At 31.6% G+C, this 17,238-nt stretch carries 21 protein-coding genes; all 21 read left to right on the forward strand.

The window, feature by feature from the left end; all coding sequences use genetic code 11:
* Nucleotides 1-95: 95 nt before the first annotated feature.
* On the forward strand, nucleotides 96-1,286 hold the full coding sequence (gene xerA / locus O5O44_RS14935) for a site-specific tyrosine recombinase/integron integrase (protein ID WP_289195015.1): 1,191 nt from the start codon (nucleotides 96-98) through the stop codon (nucleotides 1,284-1,286).
* A gap of 74 nt (nucleotides 1,287-1,360) precedes the next feature.
* The gene (locus tag O5O44_RS14940) at nucleotides 1,361-2,125 is read left to right on the forward strand and encodes an alpha/beta fold hydrolase (protein WP_289195016.1); all 765 of its coding nucleotides are present in this window, start codon (nucleotides 1,361-1,363) and stop codon (nucleotides 2,123-2,125) included.
* Between the two features lie 160 nt (nucleotides 2,126-2,285).
* Nucleotides 2,286-2,831, forward strand: coding sequence for a TPM domain-containing protein (locus O5O44_RS14945; protein ID WP_289195017.1), 546 nt, complete (start codon nucleotides 2,286-2,288; stop codon nucleotides 2,829-2,831).
* A gap of 231 nt (nucleotides 2,832-3,062) precedes the next feature.
* On the forward strand, nucleotides 3,063-3,629 hold the full coding sequence (locus O5O44_RS14950) for a hypothetical protein (RefSeq protein WP_289195018.1): 567 nt from the start codon (nucleotides 3,063-3,065) through the stop codon (nucleotides 3,627-3,629).
* 151 nt (nucleotides 3,630-3,780) lie between these two features.
* Nucleotides 3,781-4,173: a hypothetical protein gene (locus tag O5O44_RS14955; RefSeq protein ID WP_289195019.1), complete on the forward strand. Its 393-nt coding sequence runs from the start codon at nucleotides 3,781-3,783 to the stop codon at nucleotides 4,171-4,173.
* Between the two features lie 161 nt (nucleotides 4,174-4,334).
* Complete coding sequence (locus O5O44_RS14960; RefSeq protein WP_289195020.1) at nucleotides 4,335-4,817, forward strand: GIY-YIG nuclease family protein; 483 nt, start codon at nucleotides 4,335-4,337, stop codon at nucleotides 4,815-4,817.
* A 36-nt stretch (nucleotides 4,818-4,853) separates the two neighbouring features.
* Nucleotides 4,854-5,432, forward strand: coding sequence for a hypothetical protein (locus O5O44_RS14965; RefSeq protein ID WP_289195021.1), 579 nt, complete (start codon nucleotides 4,854-4,856; stop codon nucleotides 5,430-5,432).
* Nucleotides 5,433-5,614: 182 nt separating this feature from the next.
* A complete protein-coding gene (locus O5O44_RS14970; RefSeq protein ID WP_289195022.1) occupies nucleotides 5,615-5,854 on the forward strand; it encodes a PLD nuclease N-terminal domain-containing protein in 240 nt (79 codons plus the stop codon).
* Between the two features lie 345 nt (nucleotides 5,855-6,199).
* On the forward strand, nucleotides 6,200-7,219 hold the full coding sequence (locus O5O44_RS14975) for a transglutaminase domain-containing protein (protein WP_289195023.1): 1,020 nt from the start codon (nucleotides 6,200-6,202) through the stop codon (nucleotides 7,217-7,219).
* Between the two features lie 162 nt (nucleotides 7,220-7,381).
* Nucleotides 7,382-8,284: a hypothetical protein gene (locus O5O44_RS14980; RefSeq protein WP_289195024.1), complete on the forward strand. Its 903-nt coding sequence runs from the start codon at nucleotides 7,382-7,384 to the stop codon at nucleotides 8,282-8,284.
* A gap of 216 nt (nucleotides 8,285-8,500) precedes the next feature.
* Nucleotides 8,501-8,953 carry a hypothetical protein gene (locus tag O5O44_RS14985; protein ID WP_289195025.1) on the forward strand — a complete coding sequence of 151 codons (453 nt, stop codon included), beginning with the start codon at nucleotides 8,501-8,503 and terminating at the stop codon, nucleotides 8,951-8,953.
* Nucleotides 8,954-9,120: 167 nt separating this feature from the next.
* On the forward strand, nucleotides 9,121-9,756 hold the full coding sequence (locus O5O44_RS14990; protein ID WP_289195026.1) for a transglutaminase-like domain-containing protein: 636 nt from the start codon (nucleotides 9,121-9,123) through the stop codon (nucleotides 9,754-9,756).
* A gap of 1,001 nt (nucleotides 9,757-10,757) precedes the next feature.
* The gene (locus O5O44_RS14995) at nucleotides 10,758-11,309 is read left to right on the forward strand and encodes a hypothetical protein (protein WP_289195027.1); all 552 of its coding nucleotides are present in this window, start codon (nucleotides 10,758-10,760) and stop codon (nucleotides 11,307-11,309) included.
* Between the two features lie 244 nt (nucleotides 11,310-11,553).
* Nucleotides 11,554-12,429: a carboxypeptidase-like regulatory domain-containing protein gene (locus O5O44_RS15000; RefSeq protein ID WP_289195028.1), complete on the forward strand. Its 876-nt coding sequence runs from the start codon at nucleotides 11,554-11,556 to the stop codon at nucleotides 12,427-12,429.
* A gap of 166 nt (nucleotides 12,430-12,595) precedes the next feature.
* Nucleotides 12,596-13,132: a hypothetical protein gene (locus tag O5O44_RS15005; protein WP_289195029.1), complete on the forward strand. Its 537-nt coding sequence runs from the start codon at nucleotides 12,596-12,598 to the stop codon at nucleotides 13,130-13,132.
* Nucleotides 13,133-13,196: 64 nt separating this feature from the next.
* A complete protein-coding gene (locus tag O5O44_RS15010) occupies nucleotides 13,197-13,643 on the forward strand; it encodes a hypothetical protein (protein ID WP_289195030.1) in 447 nt (148 codons plus the stop codon).
* A gap of 158 nt (nucleotides 13,644-13,801) precedes the next feature.
* A complete protein-coding gene (locus O5O44_RS15015; protein WP_289195031.1) occupies nucleotides 13,802-14,290 on the forward strand; it encodes a hypothetical protein in 489 nt (162 codons plus the stop codon).
* Nucleotides 14,291-14,449: 159 nt separating this feature from the next.
* Nucleotides 14,450-15,238, forward strand: coding sequence for a DUF6090 family protein (locus O5O44_RS15020; RefSeq protein WP_289195032.1), 789 nt, complete (start codon nucleotides 14,450-14,452; stop codon nucleotides 15,236-15,238).
* A 144-nt stretch (nucleotides 15,239-15,382) separates the two neighbouring features.
* Complete coding sequence (locus tag O5O44_RS15025) at nucleotides 15,383-15,820, forward strand: hypothetical protein (protein WP_289195033.1); 438 nt, start codon at nucleotides 15,383-15,385, stop codon at nucleotides 15,818-15,820.
* Nucleotides 15,821-15,980: 160 nt separating this feature from the next.
* The gene (locus O5O44_RS15030) at nucleotides 15,981-16,718 is read left to right on the forward strand and encodes a hypothetical protein (protein WP_289195034.1); all 738 of its coding nucleotides are present in this window, start codon (nucleotides 15,981-15,983) and stop codon (nucleotides 16,716-16,718) included.
* A 159-nt stretch (nucleotides 16,719-16,877) separates the two neighbouring features.
* Nucleotides 16,878-17,237: a hypothetical protein gene (locus O5O44_RS15035; RefSeq protein ID WP_289195035.1), complete on the forward strand. Its 360-nt coding sequence runs from the start codon at nucleotides 16,878-16,880 to the stop codon at nucleotides 17,235-17,237.
* Nucleotide 17,238 lies beyond the last annotated feature (1 nt).

A 17,238-nucleotide genomic window follows, 5' to 3' on the forward strand; every position in this document is an offset into this window, starting at 1 on the left:
TTAAAATATATAAAATGTACATGGTTGATAAACTCCTAGTTTTGAACATGGATTATTTGTAGGAATTTATTATTTTTAAGAAAATATTTCATTACATGAGCGTATTGCCCTTAGTTACTTTAGATCGTAAATATCATAGAAAGACACATCAAATTACCATTAATTTCAAGTATAATGCGACTTTAATTAATATTCTGCGAGACATTCCAGAAATTACATGGAGTCAAAATCTAAAAACATGGTATATAAAGAATACGCCCGAACATTTAAAACTAGTTCTTGAGTTATTAAAGGGAAAAGCCAAGGTGAATGCTGATGCCGTTTTAGATACGAGCATGCCCACCAAACAATTTCCTAAAAAACGCATAAGAAACTTGACGCTAGACAACAAGAACTTATTAAATGGTTTTTATTTGTACTTAAAAGGGAAGCGTTATAGCAAAAGTACCGTAGATACCTACGCTCATTTTATTGCAGATTTTATAGAGTTTTACAATGCAAAGGATATTTCTAAATTAAATAATAGGGATGCTGAAATATTTATAGAAACCGTTTTTGTAAAGCGAAAATACGCCATTAGCACACAACGACAATTTGTGAGTGCTTTGAAGTTATTTATTGTTTTTTGCCCAAATACCCATATTGACGATTTAAAACTGATGCGCCCATCGGCTTCAAAAAAACTTCCTAATGTGTTATCGCAAAACGAAGTGATAAGGTTATTGCGAGTGACTGAGAATTTAAAGCATAAAACGATATTGGCTTTAATTTATTCGGCCGGATTAAGGATAAGTGAATTAATTAATTTAAAAATTGAAGATTTAAAAATAGACAGGAAACAAATACATATAAAAAACGCCAAAGGCAGAAAAGACAGGTATGTTGTTTTAGCTGAAAGCACCTTGCCCTTGTTGCATCATTATTTAAGAATTTATAAACCAACGGTTTATTTAATTGAAGGCCAGAAAAAGGAGGCGTACACTGCGAGCAGTGTTCGAAAATTTATGTATCAATCTTGTAAAAAAGCTGGGATTTTAGGAAAGGTGACGCCACATACTTTAAGGCATAGTTACGCGACACATTTAATAGAGCGTGGTGTTGGGTTGAGACACATCCAGGAGTTATTAGGGCATTCGAGCCCTAAAACCACGATGATTTATACACATGTAGCACGGAAAGATATTTTGTCGATTACAAGTCCTTTAGACAACGCTTTAGAGCAATTATCAAAATCACAAAAAGAGGAAGAAAAATTCCTCTTATCATCCCGAAACGGAATGAAATAAGAAATTAAATAATATATTTATCCACATATAATAAGTTGGCAGTAATTAAAGGGAACATCTAAACAAGAAGATAAATGCCGAAATTCACAACAAATAAAGTTACAATAAGCTATGAAGTTCACGGCAAAGGAAAACCAATAGTACTTCTTCACGGTGGAGCAGTTGATTTCAATTATAACTATGTACAAACTGGATGGATTGAGACTTTAACAGAAAACGGATTTCAAGTAATTGGTATTAATTTTCGTGGTTACGGAGAAAGTGATAAAAGTAATGATCCAAACTTTTATGGAACAACGAACTTCTCAAATGATGTAATTAATTTAATTAAGCATTTAGATTTAAATAATGTGTGTTTAATTGGATATTCAATGGGAACACTAATAGCTTTTGATTTATTAAGTAAGCATCCTGAATATTTTTCAAAAGCGGTTTTGATGGCAACAGGTGATGGACTTATTGGAGTTCCTCCATACATTTTAGAAAATCTTTTACCAGGCTTTGCAAAAGTATTTTCATATGATAGCTTCCCAAACCATTTACCAAAACATGTATCTGCTTATTGGAATTTTTTAAATGAAGTTGGATTAGATAGAGAATCTATGATTGCCATGAGTCTTGGAAAGTATTCTACTCTAACTGCAGAAAATGCTGCCAAAATTGAAGTTCCAACTCTGATAATTAGTGGTGAAATGGATTTGGTACTTGGAAAAGGGCAAAAAGTTGCTCAAACTTTACCTAATGGAGAATATTTGGAAATCAAAGGTGCTAATCATTTTGAATTAGCAACTGAAAGGAAAGCACATAAATCAGTTATTAAATTTTTAATCAAAAACTGATAACAAAAATAACTACAGCCAACAACGTGTATAATTAATTGCTTTGGCAAGTACTTATTTGGAAAATTCCTTCGGAATTTTCTCGCGTTCGTTTTTGTTTACTAAATTAGGTGCTGAAACACGCAACTAACCATACACAAACACGTTGTAAACAATACGAATGAAACTGATATTCAAAATAATATTCTTTGCTTTTTTGACAATTTATAGTTGTAAAACAAAGCAAATCGAAAAAACAGAACCGAATACTAATCCACCAAAAGTTGAATTTTCGGAATTTGATTTAGGAGAAAGTGATTTGCCGAAATTAAAAAGAGAAGTAAATGACTTTGAACTAATTTTTACTGTTGAGCAACTGGAAAAATTGACTTTAATGATTAGGGAATTTAAGAAAAACACATCTAATCAAATAGCTATCGTTTCCATAAAATCAATCGGAAGTTATACGGATTTTGACAAGTTTGCGGTTGACTTATCGAATTATAACGGAATTGGATTAAAAGAAATGAACAATGGACTTTCTATTGTTTTCAGCAAAAACTTGAGAAAAATAAGGATTTCAACAGGACTTGGAACTGAAAAGATTCTGACGGACGAAATTTGTAAAAACATAATTGACCAAACCATTATTCCTGAATTTAAAAATGGAGATTATTACAGCGGAATTGAAAAAGGAGTGGCGGAATTAATAGCAAAATGGGAATAAAGTACTGTTTACAACAACGTATATAATTTATTGCTAGTTCTAGCCTACTTACGAAAATCCTCGCGGATTTTCTATTCGGTTTGTATTTGCTAAATTAGGTGCTTAAAACACGCAACAAACCATATACAAACCGTTGTACTGCATTTGAAAAAAGTCCTGAACATATTATTAATCTTGCTCGGAATTGCGAGTTTACTGCTAATAGGAATTTTGATTTTTATCGGAACTTCTATGGGAAAAAGAGCTGACAACAAATTTACCGAAAATGGAATTGAGCAAAGAACAAATATTGTTGACTCAATTTATCAAGCGGAGAATTTAAATATAAATTCAAGTTACAAACCTTTGAGCCTACATTTCAACGGAAAACCAATCTTTTCAATTGGACAAAAACTATCCGAAATTGACTCAACTCTAACTTACAGAATTGACCCAAATTTGGATTATCAAGATTATTTTCCAACGATAAAAGACTATTTAATCGCAGAAGACAAACTTTCTCTTTATAAAATTGGAAAACACTCATACATAAGCGGAATAGTTTACTTTTCTGCCGACCAACAATCAGAACGGATTTTTAATGTTAGTGGAACTTGGGGATTTTCAGTTTATGACAAAAATGTGCTTGAAGAAATGAAAATTTGGCTGATAGAAAACCTATTCCCAGAATTAGAAAATCATTTTGAGTTTAAAGAAAATTGGAATTATAAAATAGAAGCTAAAAACCAAATAGAACACTTTAATTTGACAAGAGAAAACGACAGTTGGACATTGGATTATGACGTGGAATTGAAATAAAAAACGCAGTACAACACCGTGTATAATTAATGGCTAGTTCGAGCTTGCTTACGAAAATCCTCGCGGATTTTCTATTAGGTTTTTATTTCCTAAATTAGGTGCTTAAACACGCCACTAATCATACACAAAACCGTTGTACACAAGCTACCAAATGAAACGCAAACTGACTTTAATACTTTTGACTTTGACTTTTACAAGTTGCTTTTTCAGCGATTATGAAAGTGAATTGTTAAAGTCACCAACTGGAAATTTTGGAATTAAAGCAACTGTAATTCGGACTGACAAAAATGTGGAGAATTACGCTTATGTTTTTATTCACTTATTCGATAAGGAAAGTAATAAACTGACTGAATTGAATACTGGAGCTGGAGATGCTAATAAATGGACAATTGGTTGGACTGAAATTGGAGATACAATCGTACTTCAAAGTAGCGATATCGGAAACAAAGCGTGGATTTTGAATCAAAATAAACCGAATCAAATAAAAATGACGGACGAATTAAATGAACGTGCTGAATTTTTATACTCGGAAAAATATAAATAAAAGCCAGTGTACAACAATGTATAAAATTAATGCTTGGGCTAGTGCTTAATCCAACGATTAGTCCTGTTTTGCTACATCTGATTTTCCTTCGGAAAATCCTCGCACACAAAACCGCACTAATCTTATACAAGACCGTTGCCAACAAGCTGAAAGCAAATCAAATGAATATTTATAAACCTTCAGAAGAACTTCTGGACACCTTACATTTAGCCCAAGAAAAGCTTTTAAGAGCGGAAAGACATAAGTTTATAAAAAGTGCTGAATGGAGACGGAATACAATTCCTGATTCGCCTGGGATTTATGCCCTATTCGAAAAGAATAATAAACTTCTATACATTGGAGAAAGTGGCAATTTGAGAAAAAGAATGAGTGAAATCAATAGAACTGTTAATCACTCTTTCAGAAAACAAATTGGACATCAAAAATTTAATGGAATCAAAACAAGCAAAAAATTCAACGATTTGGTTGAGTCCAAACTTGATGAGTATTTTAATGATGAACTTTATGTGGCTTTTATTGAAGTTTTTTTTGGAAGACTTGAAATCGAAGCTTTTCTAATATCTAATCACCAACAATTTCTTATAAACTCAATGAGTGAAAGAAAACTTAATAGTGTTATCAACTATTTGAATGATTTTAAATAAAAACCAAATTCCTAAAAGCTGACCAAATACTCTGAATTGAAAACTAAACAACCATATCTGAAAGGAAAATCCGTTTTCATAGTTTCATTACTCGTAATCGGAATTACAATTCTGACTGTTTATCTAACTGGAATAAATTACAATCGGAGTTTGACTTCTAACCTGTATTTATCACTCGGAATTATAGCGACAGCGTTATTTCTTTTTATGACTTATGGACTTTATAGCGGAACTGGACTAATTGACGATTTTCCAAAATTTCGGAATTTTAAAAGTGGAGATTTCATTGCAAATAGCGGAACTGGACCTACTATGGAATTACCATCAGTTGGAGATGGAATTGGCGGATTGATTTTATCAATTTTACTCTGGATTGGAATGTCAATATTGTTTGTGATTTTACTAATAGTTTTAGAAGCTGTTTTTTGGTTTTCGCTATTCATTATTTTAGCAATGTTATATTGGATATTTTTCAGAGCATTAAAATTCGTTTTTAATAAATCAAAAGATACAAAAGGAGATATTGGAATTTCAGCTGTATACTCACTGACTTATACTCTACTCTATGTTGGTTGGATTTTCGGAATCGTTTATCTGACTGAAATAATAAAATAAAGCCAGTTGGCAACAACGTGTATAATTAATTGCTTTGGTCGTTGCTTATTTGGAAAATTCCTTCGGAATTTTCTCTGGCAAGTATTTGTTTACTAAATTAGTTGCTTAACCACGCAACTAACCATACACAACAACGTTGGCTTTAATGCAAAAAAACTGAACAAGAATAAAAAAAGTGAATTATGAATTACTTCGGAGCAATTGGACCTTGGCAAATAATTACAATATTGTTTATTTTATTAATCGGAATAGTGCCAACAATTGTTGCATTGATTGATATTTTAAAAAGTGAATTTAAAGGGAATAATAAACTGATTTGGGTTTTGGTTGTTCTTTTGTTTAATTTTTTTGGTGCAGTTATATATTTCTTAATTGGAAAAGAACAAAAAATACAAACAAAACAGGTGAAAAAAATTGATTGAAGTTCTCAAATCTGAATTGAATTACAGAAAGGAATTTGAGCTACTTACTCGAAAACTCACTCATGCGGAATTTTAGCCAGTTTGCGGAATGAAAATCGGAAATGAAAAAAGCTTGGTTTAGTTTTTCGATTTTTTTAGAATTTTAGATAAGTATTCTCTGAAAAACTTGAAATCTGAAAAAAATAATCTGAATCAAAGCACTAAAAGCCAACAACGTGTATAATTAATTGCTTTGGTCGTTGTTTATTTGGAAAATTCCTTCGGAATTTTCTCGCGTTCGTTTTTGTTTACTAAATTAGTTGCTGAAACACGCAACTAACCATACACAAAACCGTTGCCAATAATTTGAAGAAACTGCAATCTAACATATTAATCCTTCTACTTTTCATTGGATTTACTTCCAATGCACAATCTGAATTTATCGAAATTGATAAACAAGTAGCTAATATTGGATTTACTTCGAAAGACAAACTTGCCGAAAAAATCACGTCGGAATATAAAACTGATTTGGAAAAAGTTCGTGCTTTGTTTGTGTGGATAACTGACAATATCTCTTACGATTTTGAATTATACGAAAGCGACAGTTTAAAAAAAGAATTTTATACTTCAGAGGAAAATGTAATTGATAAAACATTGGAACGAAAAAAAGCAATTTGTAGCGGTTATTCACTTTTGTTTAAAAAGTTATGTGACGACCTTGAAATAGAATGTAAAGTTGTGAACGGTTACTCTAAACAATGGTTAGATAGTTTTGTGTCAAAGAATGTATCTGACCACGCTTGGAATGCAGTATTTATTGGTGATAATTGGTTTTTAATTGATGTAACTTGGGCAAGTAAAAATGAAGATAATACAGAGAGAGATGACTTTTGGTTTATGACAAACCCAGAATACTTTGTCTATTCTCATTATCCTGAAAACGAAAAGTGGACTTTGCTTGAAAATGGACTTACAAAAAAAGAATTTGACCAATTACCAACAATTACTGACCGAACTTTTTTCGAAGATGGAATCAAAATTCTAATTCCAAATAAAAAAATAATTGATGTAGAAAAAAACCGAATTATTAAAATCGAATTAGAGACAAAAAATACAGAACGTTGGATTTTATTACGTGGATTCCCTTGGGAAACTTATGCTTCAAAAAACAACTTGGAATTTCCAAGCGATGAGGAATATTCCAAATTATCTGACGAAGAAAAAAATAAATATAATTTAGTTATTCCAAGTGTAGAAATATTAAAAAAAGAGATTATCGACAATAGAATAATTATAGAAGCTCAACTGACTTCTGAAAACATAAAAGAATTTGACATAGTTGTGGAAGGGAATACTATTGTTACGATTGAAGTAAATCTGAAATAAAAACTATTGGCAACAACGTGTATAATTAATTGCTTTGGCAAGTGCTTATCTGGAAAATTCCTTCGGAATTTTCTCGCGTTCGTTTTTGTTTACTAAATTAGTTGCTGAAACACGCAACTAACCATACACAAAAACGTTGGCAAACATTTTGACAAAACTCATTTGAAAGAAATAAATCCACATAACACAAAAGAATTAAAAGATTATCTAGCAAGTCTTTCACCAGAATATGTGGAAAAGAAAAACCAAGAACAAATTGAGGAAAACAAAAAAATGTTCGCGGAATTTAAAGATGCCTTTTCAAAATCTTGTTGTTTTTTATGCGGTAATAAATTAGAGACTTTCTACCCTGACGAACCTTGTTTTCATTGGTTTTTAAGACCAAACGGAATTAGAAAAAAAGATTTTAAAAACTATCTGTCCGAACCAATTGGTTTTTTCAAACTAGAAAGTTATTTGCGTTGGGTTGCGACAACTGAAAACTTTATTAAGAACATAAATGATTTGGAAAGTGAAACTTCCAAAAGCAAATTAAGAGAAGTAACTATAAAATATAAGAACATTGAGTGGTCATTACATTACGGAAAGACGGATTTAGAAGGTCATACTAATTCAAAAAATGCGGACTTTCCTCATTTTCACATTCAAATACTAATAGATGAACAACCATTTATAAGATTTAATGATTTTCATATTCCTTTTTCAAAATATGACCTACTTGACATTAAGTTAATGGACGAAGCTAGTGATATGATACAATTCGGACACAGTCAAGCACCAGGAATGTCAGTTTTAGAGGATGAGGAATTACTTAAAGAAATGGACGAATTAATGATTGCTTCCGAAAATATGGAGACAGCAACCTTTAATACTCAAACTATGGCATCAATGCCTGAAGGAATGACAATGGACGGAGAAAAATTACAGGCAATGTTCAAAGAAAATAAAGAGACAAAAGTTCCATTGAGACATTTAATGAAAAAATATTTTCCAGAAGTCAATCTTGTTACCAACATAGAACCAGCAGATGGATTTCCAGATAAAAAAACAAGGAATAAAAGATAAAAAACGATTTGCCAACAACGTATAAAATTAATTGCTTGGTACGAGCCTGCTTACGAAAATCCTAGCGGATTTTCTATTCGGTTTGTATTTGCTAAATTAGGTACTAAACCACGCAACTAATCTTATACAAAACCGTTGTAGTGCATTTGAGAAATGAGAAAATCAACCATAATTTTACTATTGATTTCAGTTCTATTTTTTAACTGTAAATCGGAATTGGAAAGAATTAAAATTAATGACAAAACTATTGTTGTTGTCAATAACGAATGGGTCTTGATTAATCCGACTGAATTTATTGCTGGACAGAAAAATAATAAGTCAATAAAAGTGATTGAAAAACCATTATCCGAAATTAATTACGAATCGAATTACGAAAAGATAATCGGACTGAATAATGTTGCGGAATTTAATCCTGAATTAGGCATTGACTATGCGTTTGTAAAAAGTATTGACCCAAAGAAAAAGATTTTTTATATGGTAGACGGAATACCATCTCACAATTTTAATTTTGTTGGAAATTATTTAATTTCTAGAAAAATAAAAGAAATAAATAACATCGGAATTAATCAAGCTATTGCAATTTGGGGAAAACGAGAAGGAGAAAATGGAGCAATTCAAATTAAAACTTTTGACAAAGACGATGTTGTAATTCCAATAATAATAAAATAAAAACGCACTACAACAACGTATAAAAATAATGCTTAGTTTAGTGCTAAATCAACGAATAGTCCACTTTTGCTACTTCTGAATTTCCTGCGGAAATTCCTCGCACGCAAAACCGCACTATTCTTATACAGAAACGTTAGCCACAAACTAGAAATTCGCCTTAATTACAAATGAAGTATTTACAATCAACATATTATTTTGACTTTGAAAATGAATTAGTTCAGAATCTGATATCTGAATTTAAAACTGATAGACTATCTGATAAAGAAAAGACAATTGGAATTTATACCAAAGTAAGAGACAATTGGAAATATGACCCTTACAGCATAAGCCTTTCAAAGGAAAAGTACAAGTCGAGCCACATTGCTGAAAAACAGTCGGGTAATTGTGTGGAAAAATCTATAATATTAATTGCCTGCCTTCGTGCTTTAGGAATTCCTGCAAGACTACACTTGGGAAAAGTAAAGAATCATATAGCTGTCGAAAGATTAACTGAAAAATTTGGTTCAAATGAATTGACACCACACGGAATGGTTAACGTCTATCTCGATAAAAAATGGTTGAAAATGTTACCTGCATTTAACAAATCTTTATGTGAGAAATTGAATGTTGAACCATTGGATTTTGACGGAGAAAACAATTCATTTTTACAACAATATAATAGTGAGGGAAGTCGATTTATGGAATATGTAGATGATTATGGATATTTTGACGATGTGCCTCTAGAATTTATGATTAAAAATATAAAAGAACATTATCCAAATATTTTTGACACGAATGAAAAAATAACGGAATTTAAACTATAAAAAAGTCAGTGGCTAACAATGGCTATAAGTAATTGCTTGTTCAGGTATACTTCTGAAAATCCTCGCGGATTTTCAGTTTGGTGCGTACTTGCAAAGTTAAGTGCTAACCCACGCAACTACTCATAGCCGAGACCGTTGCCTACAATAGCGGAATCCACTCAAGCGCAAGCAATATGGAATTGAAAATCATCTGACTTTTGCCAATCTCTATGCTGAATTTTTTACTCGAAATCTGAATTTAGCCTGTTGCGGACTTACCACTCATACGGAATTTATAAACGTTGCGGAAATCAGATCTGAACGCTGAAATTCACTCTTGCGGAATTGAGCCAGTTTGCGGAATCGAACGGAATAAATAGAGCAGAATTTTTGGCTAGTTTGTTTTTCGCGATTTTTTTTTAGAATTTTAAGAAAGTAAAAACGAAAAAACTACAGTAGGCAACAACGTATAAAAATAATGCTTAGTTTAGTGCTAAATCAACGAATAGTCCACTTTTGCTACTTCTGAATTTCCTGCGGAAATTCCTCGCACGCAAAACCGCACTATTCTTATACAGAAACGTTGCCTACAATAGCGGAATCCACTCAAGCGCAAGCAATATGGAATTGAAAATCATCTGACTTTTGCCAATCTCTATGCTGAATTTTTTACTCGAAATCTGAATTTAGCCTGTTGCGGACTTACCACTCATACGGAATTTATAAACGTTGCGGAAATCAGATCTGAACGCTGAAATTCACTCTTGCGGAATTGAGCCAGTTTGCGGAATCGAACGGAATAAATAGAGCAGAATTTTTGGCTAGTTTGTTTTTCGCGATTTTTTTTTAGAATTTTAAGAAAGTAAAAACGAAAAAACTACAGTAGGCAACAACGTATAAAAATAATGCTTAGTTTAGTGCTAAATCAACGAATAGTCCACTTTTGCTACTTCTGAATTTCCTGCGGAAATTCCTCGCACGCAAAACCGCACTATTCTTATACAGAAACGTTGTGCAACATTATGAAAAACGGAATTACATTGATATTTACTCTACTATTTTTTCTGTCTTGTAAGCAGAAACAAACTGAATATGTAAACACCGAAAATAAATCGGAAATTATTGAAAATGTAAAATCGGAAACTGATAAAGTAACAGAGGAAAAAGTAGAAAATGTTAGTGCTGAAAAAATCCCAATTTGCGATTTAAGAACTCTTGTTGAGATTAATTCTCTTCTTGAAAAAGGAACTGAATTGAATGACCAAAACTTTGCTGTTTTCTTTGCGAATATGAATCCTGACTGTTCGAATAATGCCGAATATTCCGAATTTAATAATGACCTGATTTTTAGAACGCTGGAATCTAATCCGAAAAAATTTGTCGCTATTTTAAGTAGAGTTTCGAAGAAAAAGGAAATATTGGAATTTGTGCTTACTCAACTGCGGAATCCAATTCACGACGGAATTGATTTAAATGCGATTTACAAACTATTAGACAAAACGGAAACGGAAGATGCTAAAACAAAAGAATTAGTGTCTGAATCGATAAAGAAAGCGCTTGAAAAGAATAATTAACGTTGCACAACAACGTTTATAATTAATTGCTTTGGCAATTGCCTACTTGGAAAATTCCTTCGGAATTTTCTCTGGCACGTTTTTGTTTGCTAAATTAGTTGCTTAACCACGCAACTAACCATACACAAGACCGTTGTAATGCATTTGAGGGCACGTTTACTCATTCAAAATACAGTTTCACTAAATATGCCTTTTTCAAAATAAAAATCTGAAATAAATTGTACTCAAATTAAACCGACCGATTTTGAAAAAAGCATTACTTCTACTATTCTTATTCACAAATGGATTTTTATTCAGTCAATCAACCGTTTATAGTGGCGTTGTAAAATTCAAAAGCGACAAAACGCCAATTCCTGGCGTAAGCGTAATTGTTAAAGGGACAAAGATTGGCACACAAACTGACTTTGATGGAAATTTTAAAATTACTGTTCCTGACTCACTTAACATTTTGACTTTTTCATTTGTTGGCATACAAACTTTAGAATACAAGCTAAAGGATAAAGTGAATTTGGAAATATTTTTAAAAGAAGACTGTAATATTGATTGGTTTGACGAAAAACTTATTGGTTTTAATTTAAATAGCGGACTTATTAATAATCCTGTTGGAGGGCAATTTCAAATTTCTTTTACACCAAATTATAATTGGCCTACAATTAAAACTGGAATTAGTTACCAAACGAATCTTAAGGAAAATAGGTTTCTTAATACTTACCTGAATTTCCATCACATTTTTGTGAGCTGTGATTTTAACGCTGATATTAATTCATCTTATAAAAATTTGGACTATGACAGCAACATAGAGTTGTCAGCATATTCAGTGGAAACAAGTCTAAATTTTAACAAAATAAGTGCAATAATTGGCTTAAGTACAATTGACTTTACTAAATCATCAGAAAACAAAAAAGTTAACTCTGTTGGACCAACATTTGGACTTGGAACATGGATAGGACAACCATTTTTAATGTCAGTATCTGCCAAAACAACGATTTATAAAAACTTGAGCGAATATCAAGCTGAAGTAAAAAAAGAATACAAAGGATTATACGGATTTCTAAAATATTATAAAGTAAATACCTTTAATGAATTGAGTTTAGGAATTGGATTTGAGTTTTGGTATTAAAAAATAAAAACGCATTACAACACCGTGTAAAAAACATTGCTTATTTTAGTTAAGCCGTTTGGTCGTTGCTTTGTTTGCTAGCTTCTGATTTTCCTTCGGAAAATCCTCGCACTCAAACACGCAACGTTCCTTACACATAAACGTTAGGCACAAGCTGAAAAAACGAATGGCGAAAAAAATTGGAATTTTAATATTAATCGTAATCATTTCAATAATTCTCGCTTCGATTTACGGAATTTTGCATAACCAAATTTCTTACTCAATCTCGTTTGAATATTTTACGAAGTTTAAGTTTCGACAATTTGACTTTTATTTTATGGGAGAAAACCAACCAAGACAAACTGCTTCTTTAGTCGGAGTTTTATCAACTTGGTGGTTCGGACTTTTACTCGGACTGATTATTGGAATTGTAGGAATGTTTCAGCGGAATTCCAAAATTATGTGGAAAAGTGCAATCGGAGCAATATTTCGGACTTTAGCAATAGCAATCGGAATTGGAATTGTTGGGATTTTAATTGGTAAATTTCTAATCTCAAACTTGGATGCGAATTGGAATCTACCAGCTGAATTGAATGACCGAAAAAGTTTTTTGACTGCTGGAACGATGCATAATTTCAGCTATATTGGTGGAATAATCGGACTGATTTACGGAATAATTTATCAATTAAAAATAAAAAAGTACCATAAAGAAAGTGAGAGATAAAAATAGAATTCCCAAAATACTAAATGAACTTGAACGGATATGGAAAACTAATCCTGACTATAGATTGGGACAATTAATTGTTGTTGGAGCAAGTGCTGATAAACCAAACTCTGATGTCTTCAATATCGAAGATGAGGATTTATTAAACGGACTTTTAAAGTTTGATAAAAGAGCCAAATTAGACAATGAAGAACCGATAACTGTTCCTGATTGGAAAAAGTTTTCGAATATAAGCAGATTAGACCCAAAAGAATTAACAATCGAATTATTAGAGAAACTGATAATTGAACTTAAAAATTCCAACAAAAAGATAGTCGTAACGCCAATAAACTTAATGAAATTAAACGGAGCACCAGTTTCTGACCAAACTTGGTTGCTGAATCAAAAACCGAGAATAAAAAAGCTAAAAAAGTTATTGATTGAGCTAAAAGAAAATGGATTGTTGAATGAGAGAAAGTCTAAACAAGATTTTCTTGGAATTAAGGAAGCTGGATATGACATTGTGGAATAAAAGCCAGTGCCTAACAATGTGTATAATTCATTGCTAGTTAGAGCCTACTTACGAAAGTCCTTGCGGACTTTCTATCTGTGTTTTATTTGCTAACTTTATTGCTTAAACACGCAACGAAATCATACACAAACACGTTGTGGTTAATTTGAGTAAACCGAATGAATAAAGAAAATGTCTTATTAATATTGTGGATAATCTTCGGATTTATATTCATTAGCGGAATTGACTCAATCCTATTTTTCATAACCTACCTAATATATTTTGCGAAATCGGAATTGGGACTTTCTTATGGAATTATGAAATACTCAATGCCGATTATTACTCTGATTTTATATGTTCTGTCTACATTTTTGATTTTAAAAAAACTAAAACTAAACTCAAATTCATCAGGTATTTATCTGACTAAATTCCCAAAAAGAATATTTATAATACTTGCGCTAATTGCGTTGACTTTAAATCCAATAACGCATAAATTATCTGGACTTTACGCAGAACATTCAACTAGAATGGAAAATATTGACACTTCTGATTTTCTTCAAGTTTACGGTTGGATGACTTCGGGAATATACTTTTCAAGATGGTTCATTTTAATTGCTCTGTCAATTTTATTTATTAAAAAACTAAACGGAATTGAAAATAAAAACTAACCACAACACCGTGTAAAAAACATTGCTTATTTTAGTTTAACCGTTTGGTCGTTGCTTTGTTTGCTAGCATCTGATTTTCCTTCGGAAAATCCTCGCACACAAACACGCAACGTTCCTTACACATAAACGTTGTGCTTCATTATCAGAAACCGCTAACCAATGATAAAATTCTTTCGAAAAATTAGACTAAACTTACTCTCTGAAAACAAATTCAGCAAGTATCTGATTTACGCAATTGGAGAAATTATTCTTGTGGTTATTGGAATTTTAATTGCATTACAGATTAATAATGCAAATGAAATAAGAAAAGAGAGAGATAAAGAGATTAACTCTCTTTTAAATTTAAAAGCTGATTTAGTTAGTGAAATTGGAAATACTGAACGATTTGCAACTTATCGTTTTGAAAAAGCCATTGCATGTTCTACTCTACTGAATTTTGACGAGCCCAATTCAATAAATGATGTTCAAGAATATACAGATACTTATGAAAAAGTATTTATCTGGAATACATATGTACCGAACAACAATACTTTCAAAGAACTTTTGAGTTCTGGTAATTTAAGCAGAATTAAAAATGATTCAATAAAAAACAAGCTATTGGAATTGGAAAAACACTACGCTGACATTTCTGGAGGTGAGCACCATATGAGAAGAGAATATGAAACTTACTTATACGACCCACACGTTAAAAACATAAGAGCTATTCCATTTTTTGATTTAAGCAAACCAAATTATGGGTTTCCAAATAGGTTAAGAATTGAGGACATTCCAACAGAACAACACCAACAACTTATAGAAAATGCAAAGTGGCAACACAATAATGATTTGTTTAAAAACGGATTGAGACTTGCTTATATGAACAACAGTTTTTTAGCTGGAATGCACAAAAATTTAGCAGAATACATTCAAGATTTGATCAAATTAATAGACGACGAAATTAAAAAATAACGAAAGCACAACAACGTGTATAGCTCATTGCGGCTGAATTCCTAATCGGAATTCATTGCAATTTGCTATCTTTCAGTTATGGCGGAAAATCATAGCTGATTTTCCGCAACGAGCCATACACGAACACGTTATGTGTAAACTGAAATGAAGTACTATAAATTAACAATCGGAACTATTTTATTAAGTCTATGTTTTAATCAAGCATACGGACAATCTGACTCATTAAAAACGAATTGGGACAAATTAATTGTTGGAAAGTGGGTTAAAAAAATTAATAAAACGGAAGACGGAAAAAAATATGACGGACTTAAATGCTTGGACACAATAGAATATTTTAATGACGGTCGATATGTTTGGAATATGTGCGGAATTAATGAATCTGGAAAATGGAAAATATCAAAAGAACGTAGTAGAATTGTTTTTGAACAAAGAGAAAGTAAGTATTGGGAAAAAGAGCTAAACCAAACCGATTTGGGCGAAATGGAATCCCCTTTATTAAAATTAACGGAAACGGAATTAGTAACAAGAATGATTGACGAAGAAAAGGGTTGGATTAATGAATTTTATTTTCGGATTAAATAAAAGTCTACACATAACACCGTATAAAAAAAATTGCTAGTTTTAGCTAAACCAAAGTTAGTTGCTCGTTTGCTAGCTTCTGATTTTCCTTCGGAAAATCCTCGCACACAAACACGCAACTTTCCTTATACATAAACGTTACCTGCAAGCTGAAAATAACCATATGAAACGATTATCTAAAATATTTTTTATTACAACATATTTATTTAGTTGCTTCTTTACAATTAATGCCCAAGAAAAAAATACATCAAATGAGGAAAAAAAATGGATTGATGCTGGTTATAAAAATGCCCAAATTAGTAACCTAAACTTTAATAAATTTTATACTGATACTGATTCCGATAATTTCACCCATGATATGGATTTAATTTTAGTGAATTTAAGAGGTTCAGGATGGGATAAAGAATTGATAATAAAAACAATTCAAAAAACAGCAGAAGTCTATGAACAATGTGGTATTAAGATTAAAAACGTTAAATATATTGAGGCATATTCACCTATTGAAAAATTGGACATAAGCTATAATGACTATGACCATTATAAATTCGGATACAAGCTTCCTGTCGCAAATCGTCCAGTTTTATTTTTTATAAGGTCAAACGTGGAAGGAAAAACAGCAACTACATTTCCTAGTGACAAAGAAACACCACCGATAAGCAATATTGCTTTTATTACATTCGAGGTCAACAAAAATGAATATAAGCTAGAAAGACCTGAAGGCTACAGCCCTACCGCACATGAATTAGCTCACATCCTTTGTGGCTGTAGTGAACATAATAAAATTAAGAAATCCAATATTCTTACAAATTACTATGATTTAAGAGATAATACAATTACAAAAGAACAATGTGTTACTTTTAAAAGCAAAGGTATGGAACTTGGAATATTAAGAAAATTATAATAAAGCCAGCAGGTAACACCGTATAAAATTAATTGCTAGTGCAAGCCTACTTACGAAAATCCTCTCGGATTTTCTATTCGGTTTGTATTTGCTAAATTAGTTGCTTAAAACACGCAACTAATCTTATACAAACACGTTGTAAACAATTTGAGACAAACATTGAGAAAAGCATTAAAATATGGTTTACTAATTTTCGGAATAATAATTCTAATCGGATTTGCTCTAAAAGGAAATATCACTCACGAACAATTTGACTCTGAAAAATGGAAAAACTGGACGGAATCAGAGTCTGAATGGTCTATGCGTTGGGATATGATGAACAGTTTGCGGAATAATCACGAACTAAAAGGAAAATCCAAAACGGAAATAATTGAATTATTGGGAATTCCAGAGACTAAGTCGGAATCCGAATTTGGTTATTATTTGGGAATGGCTAAACACGGAATTGATACAGGACATTTAACTATTAAATTTAATAAATACGGGAAAGTAAAAGAATATAAAGTTAGACATAGTTAAT

The sequence above is a fragment of the Algibacter luteus genome (assembly GCF_030344935.1).
GTDB classification, from domain to species: Bacteria; Bacteroidota; Bacteroidia; order Flavobacteriales; family Flavobacteriaceae; genus Arenitalea; species Arenitalea lutea.

Coding starts and splice junctions, on each gene's coding strand:
- xerA (WP_289195015.1), top strand. CDS start 96: ATGAGCGTATTGCCCTTAGTTACTTTAGATCGTAAATATCATAGAAAG.
- O5O44_RS14940 (WP_289195016.1), top strand. CDS start 1,361: ATGCCGAAATTCACAACAAATAAAGTTACAATAAGCTATGAAGTTCAC.
- O5O44_RS14945 (WP_289195017.1), top strand. CDS start 2,286: ATGAAACTGATATTCAAAATAATATTCTTTGCTTTTTTGACAATTTAT.
- O5O44_RS14950 (WP_289195018.1), top strand. CDS start 3,063: ATGGGAAAAAGAGCTGACAACAAATTTACCGAAAATGGAATTGAGCAA.
- O5O44_RS14955 (WP_289195019.1), top strand. CDS start 3,781: ATGAAACGCAAACTGACTTTAATACTTTTGACTTTGACTTTTACAAGT.
- O5O44_RS14960 (WP_289195020.1), top strand. CDS start 4,335: ATGAATATTTATAAACCTTCAGAAGAACTTCTGGACACCTTACATTTA.
- O5O44_RS14970 (WP_289195022.1), top strand. CDS start 5,615: ATGAATTACTTCGGAGCAATTGGACCTTGGCAAATAATTACAATATTG.
- O5O44_RS14990 (WP_289195026.1), top strand. CDS start 9,121: ATGAAGTATTTACAATCAACATATTATTTTGACTTTGAAAATGAATTA.
- O5O44_RS14995 (WP_289195027.1), top strand. CDS start 10,758: ATGAAAAACGGAATTACATTGATATTTACTCTACTATTTTTTCTGTCT.
- O5O44_RS15005 (WP_289195029.1), top strand. CDS start 12,596: ATGGCGAAAAAAATTGGAATTTTAATATTAATCGTAATCATTTCAATA.
- O5O44_RS15015 (WP_289195031.1), top strand. CDS start 13,802: ATGAATAAAGAAAATGTCTTATTAATATTGTGGATAATCTTCGGATTT.
- O5O44_RS15020 (WP_289195032.1), top strand. CDS start 14,450: ATGATAAAATTCTTTCGAAAAATTAGACTAAACTTACTCTCTGAAAAC.
- O5O44_RS15025 (WP_289195033.1), top strand. CDS start 15,383: ATGAAGTACTATAAATTAACAATCGGAACTATTTTATTAAGTCTATGT.
- O5O44_RS15030 (WP_289195034.1), top strand. CDS start 15,981: ATGAAACGATTATCTAAAATATTTTTTATTACAACATATTTATTTAGT.